General features: G+C 47.3%; 13 protein-coding genes and 1 pseudogene. 4 read left to right on the forward strand and 10 right to left on the reverse strand.

Annotated elements, in window-relative coordinates; all coding sequences use genetic code 11:
- Positions 1-8 precede the first annotated feature (8 nt).
- Complete coding sequence (locus MIC7113_RS05340) at positions 9-1496, reverse strand: protein adenylyltransferase SelO (protein WP_015181156.1); 1488 nt, start codon at positions 1494-1496, stop codon at positions 9-11.
- A 62-nt stretch (positions 1497-1558) separates the two neighbouring features.
- Between MIC7113_RS05340 and MIC7113_RS05345 the strand changes: the two genes are divergently transcribed.
- Positions 1559-1816, forward strand: coding sequence for a chlororespiratory reduction protein 7 (locus MIC7113_RS05345; RefSeq protein ID WP_015181157.1), 258 nt, complete (start codon positions 1559-1561; stop codon positions 1814-1816).
- A 2-nt stretch (positions 1817-1818) separates the two neighbouring features.
- On the opposite strand, the gene MIC7113_RS05350 is transcribed toward MIC7113_RS05345, so the two are convergent.
- Complete coding sequence (locus MIC7113_RS05350; protein ID WP_015181158.1) at positions 1819-2379, reverse strand: DUF2854 domain-containing protein; 561 nt, start codon at positions 2377-2379, stop codon at positions 1819-1821.
- A 366-nt stretch (positions 2380-2745) separates the two neighbouring features.
- Here MIC7113_RS05350 and MIC7113_RS05355 point away from each other — a divergent pair, with 366 nt between their 5' ends.
- Together MIC7113_RS05355 and MIC7113_RS05360 are read left to right on the forward strand one after the other, a co-directional pair.
- Positions 2746-3006: a hypothetical protein gene (locus tag MIC7113_RS05355; protein ID WP_015181159.1), complete on the forward strand. Its 261-nt coding sequence runs from the start codon at positions 2746-2748 to the stop codon at positions 3004-3006.
- Between the two features lie 44 nt (positions 3007-3050).
- Complete coding sequence (locus MIC7113_RS05360) at positions 3051-3236, forward strand: hypothetical protein (protein WP_041779906.1); 186 nt, start codon at positions 3051-3053, stop codon at positions 3234-3236.
- Positions 3237-3321: 85 nt separating this feature from the next.
- On the opposite strand, the gene MIC7113_RS05365 is transcribed toward MIC7113_RS05360, so the two are convergent.
- From MIC7113_RS05365 to MIC7113_RS05375, 4 genes are all read right to left on the reverse strand, one after another.
- Positions 3322-3753: a response regulator gene (locus tag MIC7113_RS05365; RefSeq protein WP_015181161.1), complete on the reverse strand. Its 432-nt coding sequence runs from the start codon at positions 3751-3753 to the stop codon at positions 3322-3324.
- 310 nt (positions 3754-4063) lie between these two features.
- Positions 4064-4189, reverse strand: coding sequence for a hypothetical protein (locus MIC7113_RS38550; RefSeq protein ID WP_256374794.1), 126 nt, complete (start codon positions 4187-4189; stop codon positions 4064-4066).
- A 93-nt stretch (positions 4190-4282) separates the two neighbouring features.
- Positions 4283-4549, reverse strand: a complete 267-nt coding sequence (locus MIC7113_RS05370) for a hypothetical protein (protein ID WP_015181162.1) — start codon at positions 4547-4549, stop codon at positions 4283-4285.
- A gap of 103 nt (positions 4550-4652) precedes the next feature.
- Positions 4653-6386 carry a S8 family peptidase gene (locus MIC7113_RS05375; RefSeq protein ID WP_015181163.1) on the reverse strand — a complete coding sequence of 578 codons (1734 nt, stop codon included), beginning with the start codon at positions 6384-6386 and terminating at the stop codon, positions 4653-4655.
- A 491-nt stretch (positions 6387-6877) separates the two neighbouring features.
- Here MIC7113_RS05375 and MIC7113_RS05380 point away from each other — a divergent pair, with 491 nt between their 5' ends.
- Positions 6878-8344, forward strand: coding sequence for a glycoside hydrolase family 13 protein (locus MIC7113_RS05380; RefSeq protein WP_015181164.1), 1467 nt, complete (start codon positions 6878-6880; stop codon positions 8342-8344).
- 87 nt (positions 8345-8431) lie between these two features.
- Here the strand turns inward: MIC7113_RS05380 and MIC7113_RS39175 are convergent.
- The 4 genes and pseudogenes from MIC7113_RS39175 to MIC7113_RS05395 form a co-directional block, all read right to left on the reverse strand.
- Positions 8432-8506 (reverse strand): annotated as a pseudogene (locus tag MIC7113_RS39175) (fasciclin domain-containing protein); the annotation flags it as partial.
- A 31-nt stretch (positions 8507-8537) separates the two neighbouring features.
- Positions 8538-8951: a fasciclin domain-containing protein gene (locus MIC7113_RS05385; protein WP_015181165.1), complete on the reverse strand. Its 414-nt coding sequence runs from the start codon at positions 8949-8951 to the stop codon at positions 8538-8540.
- A 173-nt stretch (positions 8952-9124) separates the two neighbouring features.
- Positions 9125-10105, reverse strand: coding sequence for an ABC transporter ATP-binding protein (locus MIC7113_RS05390; protein WP_015181166.1), 981 nt, complete (start codon positions 10103-10105; stop codon positions 9125-9127).
- Positions 10106-10238: 133 nt separating this feature from the next.
- Positions 10239-12620 carry a lytic transglycosylase domain-containing protein gene (locus tag MIC7113_RS05395; RefSeq protein ID WP_015181167.1) on the reverse strand — a complete coding sequence of 794 codons (2382 nt, stop codon included), beginning with the start codon at positions 12618-12620 and terminating at the stop codon, positions 10239-10241.
- Positions 12621-12902: the final 282 nt, after the last annotated feature.

Raw genomic sequence — 12902 nt, forward strand, 5'->3', positions numbered from 1 at the left:
TTTACTGATTATTCTTTATTCTGTATCCGATTCAACAATTCGTAAAAAGGCTGCCAATTATCGTTTTCGGTAATAGCGTGCCAAATTTCCTCAATCACAGGTCGCAGCAAAGCTGTCTTCGGATTTTTATTCCTCAATTGTTGAGCCACATGTTCCAACTCATCCGTTGACAAATCTTGCAAAATGTGGTGATATAATTCTCTCCATTTCCCTAAAGATGACACCGACTGGGTGAAGGGTAAAAAGGACTCCCCAGTGAGAATTTGACCTAAATTATCCCTCCAACTAGAGTTAAACTGCTGAGCTAATTCAGCGAAGAAAGCATGGTATCCCATCTGACTATCTTGAAGGAATTGAATCGTTAATCCCAATAACTCTTCGGCTTGTGATTCCGGTAGCTGTTCAAACCCTAGCTTATTAATCATTAACTGCCGATAATTCCGGTAGTAATGCTCACCAAATGTTGCTAATGCGTCCTCCATATCTGCCTGGGGAATTACAGCCGCTAAAGGTCGCTGAAGCATTTCTAAATTCCAGCGACAAATTTCCGGTTGATAGCCGTAACAGTAGCGACCATAATAGTCAAAATAAGCAGCGGTAAATGCCGGGTCATAGGTCGGGATAAAGGCATAAGGCCCATAATCAAAACTTTCACCCGTAATCGACATATTGTCAGTATTTAAGACAGCGTGACAAAAGCCTGCTGCCATCCACTGCGCCACCAGTTGAGCGACTCGTTCCACTAACTCCGTATAAAACTGGATGTAGCGATTGCACTCATCTTGACCTACTTCTGTTTCCCCGACCTTAAAAACTTTTCCTGGTTCTCCCCCCTTAGAAAGGGAAGCAGGAGGGGTAATTTGGGGATAATACTGCTCAATAACGTGGTCTAACAGCTTTTTAATTAAATCTGGACGTTTAAAGTAGTGCAACCGTTCAAACGTGCCAAACCGGATGTGAGAACGGGTAAAACGCACCATCACAGAAGAACGGGTGGGAGACGGTTCATCACCCCGCCACAAACTTTCCCCCGTTTCAATCAAACTCAAACAACGAGACGTGCGGACGCCGAGATGGTACAAAGCCTCCGCCGCTAGGACTTCCCTGACACCCCCTTTAAGCGTGAGTCTCCCATCCGCACTTCTAGAATAGGGGGTTGTTCCAGAACCTTTCGTCCCAAAATCATAAAGTTCGCCATCGACACCCCGGACTTGCCCATAGAGAAAACCTCTGCCATCCCCTAGCCTGGGGTTATATTCGCCGAATTGATAGCCGTGATAGCGCAAAGCCAAAAAGGGTCGCACTCCCTGAAATTTGCCAAAGGCTTGGATAAAATCAGCGTCTGTAACTTCTTCAGGATTAAGTCCCAGTATTGGTAAGACTTGGTCGTTGCGAAACCGCAGGATATGGCGAGGAAAATTTGCCGCTGCTACTTCATCAAAGTAGTCATATCCCAAAGATTCTAAAGCGGGTTCGTAGTTGAGGGAAAGAAACATATCAACGATAAAAGATGATAGCAGTACACTTGAGCATAGCGAACTTCAACTAGGACCTGAGAATGCGAGATTCGATTATGTTCCAGGAGGACGCCTATGTTGTTCTGGAAACCAACCAACCTGAACAAATCCTCACCCCTGAAGAGTTACTCGAAAAACTCAAGGCAGTTTTGAGCCAACGGCAGGATGATTTGCCGCGTGATGTGCAGAAGTTTACCGCCCTACAGGAGCAAGCCCAGTATCTGATGGAAACGTCCTGTGAGTTGGATGTGGGTCCGGAAGGGTACTTACAGTGGTACGTCGTGCGTCTGGAAAAGTAAGTTTAGCTGGTGACGGGTTGCGGTGTTGCAATCAGCGCCACATCCACACGGTTGTCTTCAGCTTGTGATAAATCAACTCGGATATCCGGCCCGAAGAATTTTTCAATCTTCTCCCGCTTTTCTTGCCACGTCTCGAAGGGAATCAGGGGCGACTCAAATTCTAAAATGAGTGTGTAAGCCCCATCCACTTCTGTTTCTCGTAACCCCACCAGCAACGGTCTTTCCTCATCGGTGGGCGATAATTTCAGGCTTTCGAGAGAGCTATCTAGATGGGCTGTTTGACCGTAACGATATCGCATTACGTCTTTACGAATTTGATTTTGGGTGGAGGTGGCTTGGATTTCTCGGAGTTTGAGCACGGACGGCGGTGTGGGTTGGCTCAAAGGTACAGGCTTTAATTCAGAGGCTGTGAGGGCAAGCCCCCCCAGTAAAATGGGAATCCCATAAAAGAATCCAACCAGATTCAATGTGGCATTGCCAGTCGCATAGGCAACAAAACCCATCAGGGTGAGAATGCCACCAATCGACAAACCTAACGTTCCCAAGGAAGTTTGACGTAACATCGTAATTAAGTTATTTCTCCAGGAATCACTTCAGCTTTATTATCCTTGCCTGTGGGTGAGATCTGGAGTGTATTGCACAAAGTCAGTCCTCAGGATGCCGCTTTGTTTCTCAGGTTCGGATCAAAAGGGAGTGTACAACCGTTTATGACCCAGGGACTTTGTGTAAAGTGTAGAAATTTTTTAGGTCAGGTTTTGGGTTGCTGGGGCTATTTTTCCAGAATGGCTACGCTAACGCAGCGACTTTGTTCACCATAAGCTGATTGCACGGTTAGACATTAATTAGCAGGAGTCATGGCTCAAACGACTCCGCTTAGATATATCTGTCGTCTTTGTCTGCTGTCCTCAATACCAAAGTAGAGTTTTAAAATGATCAAAGAAGAAAATCAAAAAGCGACAAAAAAAAATAGTGTAATTTTAGACCAGCTCAATTCTTTGCAACAAGAGGATGAAACGCTGTATAACATCTTGGCAGTGGATGTCTGGGCTTTGGCTAAAACGATGGATGAGTTTCAACCGGGCTTCTGGTCGGCTTTTATGAAAAATCGAGAGAAAGCCCTCAAACGGTTTATTTCTGAGGTAATCAAGAATAAGCCGACGAATCCTAAACGTCCTCCTTTCCTGCGCTAGGCTTAATTTGTAGGCAGATAAGTGTGAGGTAAAGTAAGCCCATGATGGACCCACAAACGCTACGGGAACGGATTACTCTGATTGAAAGCCACCGGGAGTCTCTGGTACAGCTTTTAGAGAAACCCGATCTAGGGACTCTGAGAATTGATGTCAATCAGGCGCTGGAAGAACTAGATGACTTGATTGAAGAGTTTAAGCTCACTTTTCCCGAAGGAACAGGAACTAACTAAGAGATCATCCTCTGATTTAGTAAAACGAAACATTCAGCCGCTCTTTTCGGTTTTTTTACAGAGCGGCAATTTCTGATAAGCGCTCTTAATCGTTGCCGCTTGTATTCGCTCTGCCGTCTAATGGGTTGGTTTTGCGGTCACCCATTTCCTTGACTAAGTTGATCAGGTCTTTGGTTGCGGTGTCTTTTTTACAAAAAACATCAATCGGCGCGGTTTGGCTCATGACCTCTAACTGGGGGTCTTCTACTGAGGAGTAGGCGATGATTTGAGTCGTCGGTTCGATACTTTTGATATGCGTTGAAGCGCTAAGACCATCCATGACAGGCATTTGTAGGTCAAGGATAATCACATCGGGGCGGTAGCGCTCAACCATTTCAATGGCTTCTTTGCCGTTGCTAGCTAGGCCAACGATATCGATCTGGCTTTGTGCCGAAAGCGCTAACTTCAGGCTGACACGCGTTAATTCATGGTCATCAACCACAAGTACACGTAATAGGGGATTCTGGCAGGACAACATAAGCTAATACTGGGGGTAATGTTAAATCACCATCTGACGCTTCTTAGTGTAAGCGGATGACGCTTTTACTTCCTCTACCGTTCGAGTGAATCAATTGATACAAACCTGATTTCGACTACTGTAAGTAATACTTATAAAGTAAAAGTGAAGATTGCGTAATGGGTTGATCAATAAAGTTTTGATGAAGAATGTCGTCGATTTGTGGTGATTTCTGGTTTTAAGTGCAGTAATAGCTAATATTTGCGTGAATTGGGGGTCGAATTTCCTGCATAGCTTGTGCATCCCGCTTCTGCGCGAAGGATAACCCGTCTTAGGGGTTATGCCAAGGGAGCGATCGCGTTTTAGGGTAAGGAGGGGTGCGATCGCGTCTTAACAATACCCATTTTCCCCCGTACCAACGATAAATTGTCTCTGTGACTGTGTTTGTCGGCTCCATTCCCGATATTTACCTATCTGTGCCACTATAACCCTTCCTAATAGATGATTGGACTTTAGACTAATGAAGGCGTAAAAGCGATTTGATTAACTATTAATCTAGCGATCGCAACTTCTGAGATAGCCTCATATACTTTACCCAAGGCTGTTCGGATAACTGTGACACAGCATTAGCAGACAGGGTTGCCGTAAACACATCCTGTCCCTTCGTAACGTTAACACCCAAGCTTTCTAACAAAGCAGTAGCCTTCGCGTCAGGAGTCGGCTCAGTGTGAATAAAGACGACTAAACTCTGTTCTTCTGAGTCCTGAACTTCATTCAGTGCCATCGCCAACGCTGTGTCCAGTTTCTTGTAATTCATGGTCAATTTTTTGAATTAAATACCCTTCCACCCTTCTAGCGCATTAAAAAAAATAGGAGTACAAAACGTTGCACTCCTACAGAATCACAGACCGATCACAAGCCTATAAATTTAGAGCATTAATCAGTCCAAAGCCCCATTTAATGTCAAAAGTCCCTGCTGGCTGTCCTGGAATTTGACTATTTTCTTGCAACAGTTCCTTCACAACCTCTGGTTCAAGACTCGGATCTTGCTCTAACAGTAGGGCAACAATACCCGCAAGGAATGGGCACGCCATACTCGTACCAGCATTCACCACATAATTAGTATTCACCATTGACCCTCGCGAGGGTCTTGAATCAACCGAAAGCGCAGAAGTAATCATTGCTCCAGGTGCGGCTAAATCTGGCTTCTGCTCCCCATTACGCAGCGGGCCTTCACTACTAAAGTCAGAAATGTCGTCCAAATTCAATCCAACTTGTCGCGGTATATTGTCAATATCGATGTATTCCACTTTCGTAGTGTAAGAAGCAACTGTGATGGCACGCTTCGAGGCTCCTGGAGAACCAATCTTCATCGAATCCTGTGCGCTATTGCCCGTAAAAATCACTTGAGGAATGGGTTGTCCATCCAGTGTCCACACGTCCACCTGTGCATCTGTTGTTGAAGTATTACGTAACCGCAACTGCCAAACTCCTCCTTTGACAGCCAGATTGCTGACACCACGAATCTGAACGAAGAAATTATGGTCGCCGTTGACTGGATCAGGGCCTGGTGTAGCAATTAGAACCCCTGCATCAGGCAGGGTGTAATTTCGTGCCGGATTGTCGCCAGTGATAACGGGTTGAAACGGTGTCACGTATCCGCCGGGAGTCCGCACTGAAACTTCCAACGTACTGTTACCGGGATACCAGCCGTTTAACCAGGCGACTCCAACACCCCGGTTAGGGACGTTAAAGCGCATAGTTTGCGTCGTTCTTGGTCGTGCGATCGCTTGACCATGAATGTTATCATTGCCCTCATTACCAGCCGCACAGCAGACAATTCGTCCTGGCCCCGATTCGGCGTCAATGATTTGGGAAAGCGAGTCGCTACCGTCGTGGGCATCGGCATGTCCACCGAGGCTAAGATTCACAACCGCTGGGCGTCCCAATTCACCAGCTACCCGGAAAATGTAGCGGATGCCATCGGCAATGTGGGCATCCTGAAGGTCGCTTTTAACAATCACATATTCTGCCCCAGGTGCTACCCCTGGATAAGTGGCATCAACACCGGCAGCAATTCCCGCAACGTGGGTTCCATGACCTACAATATCGCGGGATGTGGTCAGTTGTCCTTCGGTCAATTCAATTCCATAGCCGCCCTCTGCCACCCCCGAACCCGGTAGTTCTTGGTCCCAAATGCGTAAAATCCGTCCTTGGAAGGCGGGATGAGTGGGGTCAATGCCACTGTCCACAATACCAACAATTACGCCCTTGCCCGTTAGCCCCGTTTGGCTTTTAAACTGGGGCAGATTCACTTTACCAGGGGCAACATCCATCCGCAGTTGTAAGTAGCGTGATGGCTTGATGCGATGAACGGCGGGTTCTTCAGATAAGGGGTCTAAACTGTCCAGTGGTAAGATTGCCGTCCGCACACGACCTGTGGATTGGTTGACATAAATGTCATATTCTGATAGGTGTTCAAGATTAGCATCCTCGTCACAGTAGATAAAAACAACGGTACGGGTTGGCTTCAGATTCTCTTGGGAGGAGATGATACCCAGCGATCGCTTGAGTGGAATTAAAGCTTCTGCACCTTCTGCTTGGTAGTCTTCTAGGGCAACAAGTAATCCAGCAGAAATTTTTTCAGGTTGCATATCTGACCTCTTACTAATTCAGTGTGCAATTCAAAACACGAAACATCGAAGGGGGCGGGAATTTGCCAAGACAGCGAGTCTCTGTCAGGGGTTCAGAGCCTTTTTCCCCAGTGATGAAGGCGATCCGCTTTGCGGGTGCCGTAGGCCGATCGCGGAAGTAGATGACAGTTGATGTAGACCCATTCTGTGTTAACACAGCATGAATTTCCCGTACTGATGGTGGACAGCCCCCTTATAGTTGATAGCTTGCCAAGAAATGTTGTTTTGAAAGCTGCTCCACCATATTTTTGCCAACGATCAGGTTTGCTTATCACCTTAGGTGCTAAGAAGCTGTTTTAGTAACTACTCTTTATTCTGGAAAATGTTTTGAGCGATTGAAGGTACCCTTAAGGGTACTCTTTGACAAACGGCTCAATGATTTTCTACCAGAAGTTCGACACAGAAAATGGCGACTATCTTTAATCTGGTGATGGAATACTAGTGAATCATCTATGCAGATTCAAACGCCAGATTGGGTTAAACATGCAGTTTTCTACCAAATTTTTCCAGATCGCTTTGCCAGAAGCCAGCAACCTCGCAAGTGGCTTTTAAAAAATGCCTCTTGGGAAGACTGGAACGATATGCCGACGCTCCAAGGCTACAAGGGGGGAGATTTATGGGGTGTGATGGAGCAACTGGACTACTTGCAGGATTTAGCCATTAACGCGATTTACTTCACCCCCATTTTTCAATCCGCGAGCAATCACCGCTATCACACCCACGATTATTATCAGGTCGATCCCATGTTGGGGGGAAATCCTGCGTTTAAAGAATTGCTAGATGCCTGCCACCAACGCGAGATTAAGGTGGTTTTGGATGGGGTATTTAACCACTCTAGTCGTGGCTTTTTCTTTTTCCACGATGTTTTGGAAAATGGGCCTCATTCGCCTTGGGTGAATTGGTTCAAAATTCACGATTGGCCAGTATCTGCGTATAACGGTGAATTCCCGGCTAACTATGAAGGTTGGGATGGAAATCGAGCCTTGCCAGTATTCAACCATGACAACCCAGAAGTGCGGGAATACATCATGGAAATTGCCGAATATTGGATTAAGTTCGGCATCGATGGATGGCGCTTGGATGTGCCATTTGAGATTAAAACGCCAGGGTTTTGGCAAGAATTTCGCGATCGCGTTAAAGCCATCAATCCTGAAGCCTATATTGTTGGGGAAGTCTGGGGAGATTCACGGGAATGGCTGGATGGTACCCAATTTGATGGGGTGATGAACTACCTGTTTACAGCACCCACCATTGCTTTTACCGCAGGCGATCGCGTGGACATTGAGCAAGTACAAGACCGTTCTTATCATCCCTACCCCCCGCTATTTGCCAAGGAATATGGTGAGAAAATCCAAGAATTGCTGCAACTATACCCCTGGGAGATTCAGCTAACCCAACTCAATTTGCTGGCTAGCCATGATACAGCGCGGCTGATTTCAATTGCTGGAGGTGATAAACCCAGTGTAGAGTTAGCCACCCTACTGCTGTTGACGTTTCCCGGTGCACCGAGTATCTACTATGGTGATGAGGTAGGCTTACCCGGTCGTCTCGATCCAGACTCTCGTCGTGGCTTTCCGATGGAAACCCATTGGGAGCGTGAGGTTTTAGATTACCATAAAAAACTGATTGCTCTGCGTCAATCCCACCCTGCTTTGCGTACAGGTACCTACCAGGTACTCTATGCTGAGGGAACGGTTTATGTCTTCGCTCGGATTTTGGGAGCAGAAGAACTGATCGTTGCTGTTAATACCGGAACTGAACCGGCTAGTGCCAGTCTTCCAGTCGATGGTTTACAGTCCCAACCGAATAAGATGCTCTACGGTAATGCTGAGGTATCTTGGACGAGTGAAGGCGAATCACCACAGTTAGCACTGAATCTTACCCCTCGCAGTGGCTGTATCTTGGCGTCAGCTAGCTGATTGACACATCAGCAAAAAGAGAAAGGAGGTACCAATCCATCAGGTGCCTCCTTTGAATTAAATTCAGTACAACCAAGAGGTTGCTCATCACTTCTGGTGAATGGCAGGTTGCAGCACAGAGTCGATAACATGAATTACGCCGTTATCGGCTTCGACTCTGTTGCAGTTTAACTAGAGGTAATTGAGACAACGATTAGAACTCCATCATGGCTGGCATCAGGATTGAATCAATCGCGTGAATCACACCATTGTCGGTGAGAATATCAGGTTGCAATACAATCGCCTGATTGACCTTATAGCCGTTGCAGCTATCAATCACAAGGACTGAACCCTCAACCGTTGGGGCTTCATCGATCTCGACGAGGTTATCACTCCTCACATCCCCAGGGACAACGTGATAAGCGAGAATTTTTTTGAGCGTCGGGATATCCTGTAATAATTGCTCTAATGTTCCCTCTGGCATTCGCTCAAACGCCGCATCAACAGGTGCAAAGACAGTGAAGGGACCATCCCCCTTCAGGAGTTCTACCAAATCGGCAGCCTTAACCGCCTTGACTAGCGTGTTGAACGTACCGGCGTTGGCGGCAGTCTCGACGATGTCAGCCATAAGTTTTTTACTATGTAAAAGAGTGTCCTGTTTAAGAGTTACAGCAGTTTTGGCTCAATAGGCATCTTTCAAAGGTTGGACTTGGAACTGAGTTAAAGGTTGTTCGGCGCTTGTGTAGCATGTGCGTAGGGCGTAGCGTCTTGCCAAGGTTCAACTCTTGTACCCAACTCTAATCAATGAGGGGTCGTTATTCCCCGTTGCTGCAACTGCTGCATAAAAAACGCTTCTAAGGTGTAACGTTCGAGGTTCATGGTAATCAGTTTGGCATCCATCAGGCGAACAGTGGCGAGGAATTCTTGAGGATTACCTTGCAATTGACCGTACCAGGAATCCGCCTCAAAGGCTACATTCTTAACCCAGCGTTTCAGGATATCTAAATTACCGCCTTTGCCTTTGACGTGATAAAGTTCACTAGTGCCTAGTAGCTCATTGAGGGAACCACTACAAATTAATTCTCCCTGAGCCAAAATAGCAACGCGATCGCAAATTTTCTCCACATCCGACAGAATATGACTATTAAAGAAAATCGTCTTACCTTGGGCTTTGAGTGAGAGAATAATCTCCCGCATCTGGTAACGTCCCATGGGGTCAAGTCCAGACATCGGTTCATCGAGAAACACCAGTTCTGGGTCATTAATCAGAGCTTGCGCCATCCCAACTCGCTGGAGCATTCCTTTAGAATACTGCCGCATCTGCTTTTTCCGGGCATCTAACTTAGACAATCCCACTAAATCCAACAGTAGAGGAATCCGCTGCTGTCGAATATCGGGTGGAATTTCAAATAGCTGTGCCGCAAACTGCAAAAACTCCCAGCCTGTCAGAGAGTCGTAGAAGTAGGCATTTTCTGGCAAATATCCAACTCGCTGCTTGACCGATATATTGCCGATGGGGCTTCCGAGTAACCAGGCACGTCCTGATGTTGGACGTACAATCCCCAACAATGTCTTCAATAAGGTTGTCTTGCCTGCGCCATTGGGGCCAAGCAAACCAAAGGTTTCTCCCTGATAAACCGTCAGGGTACAGTTTTTTAGGGATTCAATTTTTTGATTGAACCAGAACCCTGTGCGATAGACTTTTCTCAGTTCAGAAGTCTGAACAACGGGTATTTTGTCTACAACAATTTGTGGGGCTGGCAAGTCGGCAGTAGAATCCATCCTGGTGTCATCAATCGCGCATGTTTCTTAAGTCTGATGATTCCCTATTTTGCCGATTTTTGTGTCAATTCAGCAAATCCACTCCTAGGGAACGGTACTCTGCTTTTCCCCTGTTCCCCTCCTATGCTTATTTTCAGCGACGCATGGCAATCGATGAGCTCGCAGAGTGCTGAGCCAACTGATGAGCGACCTGAGGATCGTACAGCCGCAAGTAATTCCAATAGTTGCCAAACACCTGCTTCACATAATCTTTGGTTTCATCAAAGGGGATGGCTTCGACAAATTCATCGGGGTCCATCCACTGTTCTTGTTTTAGCCATCTCGACAAGTTTCCCTGACCGGCGTTGTAACTAGCAACAGCGAGTAAGGAATTATTTTTAAATGACCGATGGGTTTGGTCGAGGAACCAAGTACCCAGCTTGATGTTGTCGTTGGGGTTTTCTAGAGCATATTGGTCTAATTTCAGGTTTTTAGCAGCCCAAGCTCCCGTAGTGGGCATCATCTGCATTAAGCCAACGGCACCCGCCTTGGAACGAATATCCGGTTCAAATCTAGACTCTTGCCGAATTAAAGCGGTCACGAGCAAGGGATTCAAATCGCGCTTTTGTGCCTGTTCTTCAATAACCTTGGCAAATGGCAAGGGATATAAGGTGTGCCAGTAAGCGAGTTGTTGCTTGATTTCCTGGTACTGAGCTTGCTCTTCGGGGGTATCTCGATCCTCTAGTTTGGCAATTTTGGAAATTCCTTCTAGATAATCCCCTACCCCGACGCGCAGGATGCCATCGGTAAACTGTTCGGCTACGGTTGGCTCTAGGCGGTTTTGAAATTCGGCCTCCCAAAGAGTCCAAGCGTCTTTGTCTTGACCCAACTGGTAGAGTTCTTTCAAGGCTGGAGAACCCACAGGCAGTTCGGGTCGTGTGACAGGCAACACCACTTGCGGGTCGAACTTTCGCACAGTGCGGAAGTCTCCAACATTCCATCCTAGCTGCACAGCCGAGCGCCAAGCGTAGTAGGATTGTGGGTATTTGGCAATCACCTGCTCAAAGGCAACTTTCGCTTCTTTCCCAAGTCCTAGCTTACTCGCCCATTTTCCCACCCAAAAACCCGCCTCACGAGCTGGCTCACTGTTGGGGTTGGATACCATAATCGGTTGTGCCCATTGCAAGGCGGCTCGGATGTCTCCATCCCTGGCCTTTACTTGAGCCATCTGCCAGCGATATTCTGCTGCTGCGTCGGAATTCCCTTGTTGGGTAAGTAACAATTCACGCGCTTGGTTGGCGGCGTGGGTAATGCCCAATTGGTCTAGAATGTCAGCGCGGGCTAGCAAAGCATCACCGGCTCGCTCCGGGAATTGCTGAATGACTTGGTCAAGTTTAGGAATTGTCTCTTCATTGGGTTCAAGTTTGGCGAGTTGAATGACGGCACTCGCTGCTTCTTCGGCTTTGGGAAAGTCACGCACCAGTTTTTTGTAGGCACGTTTAGCCGATTGCGGCTTGTGGGCATACTGCATTGCCAAAGCGGATAGGTAGGCGTTGCGGGGGGTGTATTCGGCTTGGGCGTAAGCGGTACTGGCTTGAGTATATTTTCGGTCATTCCAGTAGCCGAGTGCGATCGCTTCCCAATCGTCTGGTTTAATCTTTTCACGGTCTCTCTTTCTAGGGGAGCGGCCATATTGACTGACCAGTCGATTTAATATTGGGGTAATTTCTGGTGAGTCAAAGGCATATCTCGCAACCACTACCATCAGTTGGGGCTGATTGGGTTTTTCCTGAAGCCGTTGTCGGGCAATTTCCAGAATGCGGGGATGAGATGGAAATTTCTCCAGCGCTTGTTCCCAATATTGGGGGTCGTCGGGCGAGAAGGAATACCAGTGTCGTGCCATTTCCATCAGGGGATTGCTGGTATACTCCTCACTGGATTTTTCCCAATATTTGGAATTCCCAGAGGAGAGGGCATACAGGGCTTCAGCGGCGACGGGCTGATCCGGATAACGTTTGAGGATATCTTCCCAAGCTGACCGAGCTTTGGCTTTATTGCCAATGAGTTCGTAAGCTTGTGCACGTTTTAGGGCAATATGTCCTGCTAATACAGGATAGTCCCACTCTAATCCGTCCAACCAGCGTAGTGCTTTTTCCCCTTGTTTTTGCTCAATTAAATCCGCTGCTAACAGATAACGCGCTCGAACGTGGTCAAGGGATTGGGTGCCAAGGGGGAAGCTGGTTTCCGTCTGCCGTTGCGCTAACGCTTCCAGTTGTGCTGCACGCTTTTGTGGAGGTAGGGATACCAGTTGCAGGACAGGAGTCTTGACCTGTTTTCCCCGCAGCAAGGGGCTTTGTTCCTGGAACGGCAGCCCGATTGTCCATTGGTGTATGTGCTTGTTATACTTCGTCCCTAACAGGGTTACTCCAATCATCAGCGCACAGAGTCCAGCACCAGAAGCAAGTGCCAGTTGTTTTCTCCGTTGCGTGCGCCGTGAAGGATTGTAGCGGGAGAAAATCAGACGTGACTTTTGCATAGGACCTCTTATTGATGCATACCCATCTCAAATCTGACCCACGATGGTGCGAGCGTTGTTATGTAGGATACCAGTTGGCAGGTAAAAACCCTACTCTTGTGTGGGAACAGGTTCATTGTACTCCTCTTGCCTTCTTTCCTCTGGTTCGGAGGTGGCGTCTGTTGTCCACCCCCCTGGGGAATAGCTCAAAATACTGAGCGTTGGGTTACAGCGTCGGTCAATAGGTTTCGTCTCATCCGAACAATGGGCTAAGAACAAAGGGCGACGGAAAAACCATGGGTC

The sequence above is a fragment of the Allocoleopsis franciscana PCC 7113 genome (genome assembly GCF_000317515.1).
In the GTDB taxonomy this organism is placed as follows: Bacteria; Cyanobacteriota; Cyanobacteriia; order Cyanobacteriales; family Coleofasciculaceae; genus Allocoleopsis; species Allocoleopsis franciscana.

Excerpts from the sequence above, each read along its gene's own strand:
- MIC7113_RS05355 (WP_015181159.1), top strand. The coding sequence starts at position 2,746 with ATGATCAAAGAAGAAAATCAAAAAGCGACAAAAAAAAATAGTGTAATT.
- MIC7113_RS38550 (WP_256374794.1), bottom strand. The coding sequence starts at position 4,189 with ATGGAGCCGACAAACACAGTCACAGAGACAATTTATCGTTGGTACGGG.
- MIC7113_RS05395 (WP_015181167.1), bottom strand. The coding sequence starts at position 12,620 with ATGCAAAAGTCACGTCTGATTTTCTCCCGCTACAATCCTTCACGGCGC.
- MIC7113_RS05340 (WP_015181156.1), bottom strand. The coding sequence starts at position 1,496 with ATGTTTCTTTCCCTCAACTACGAACCCGCTTTAGAATCTTTGGGATAT.
- MIC7113_RS05370 (WP_015181162.1), bottom strand. The coding sequence starts at position 4,549 with ATGAATTACAAGAAACTGGACACAGCGTTGGCGATGGCACTGAATGAA.
- MIC7113_RS05385 (WP_015181165.1), bottom strand. The coding sequence starts at position 8,951 with ATGGCTGACATCGTCGAGACTGCCGCCAACGCCGGTACGTTCAACACG.
- MIC7113_RS05350 (WP_015181158.1), bottom strand. The coding sequence starts at position 2,379 with ATGTTACGTCAAACTTCCTTGGGAACGTTAGGTTTGTCGATTGGTGGC.
- MIC7113_RS05390 (WP_015181166.1), bottom strand. The coding sequence starts at position 10,105 with ATGGATTCTACTGCCGACTTGCCAGCCCCACAAATTGTTGTAGACAAA.
- MIC7113_RS05365 (WP_015181161.1), bottom strand. The coding sequence starts at position 3,753 with ATGTTGTCCTGCCAGAATCCCCTATTACGTGTACTTGTGGTTGATGAC.
- MIC7113_RS05360 (WP_041779906.1), top strand. The coding sequence starts at position 3,051 with ATGGACCCACAAACGCTACGGGAACGGATTACTCTGATTGAAAGCCAC.
- MIC7113_RS05375 (WP_015181163.1), bottom strand. The coding sequence starts at position 6,386 with ATGCAACCTGAAAAAATTTCTGCTGGATTACTTGTTGCCCTAGAAGAC.
- MIC7113_RS05345 (WP_015181157.1), top strand. The coding sequence starts at position 1,559 with ATGCGAGATTCGATTATGTTCCAGGAGGACGCCTATGTTGTTCTGGAA.
- MIC7113_RS05380 (WP_015181164.1), top strand. The coding sequence starts at position 6,878 with ATGCAGATTCAAACGCCAGATTGGGTTAAACATGCAGTTTTCTACCAA.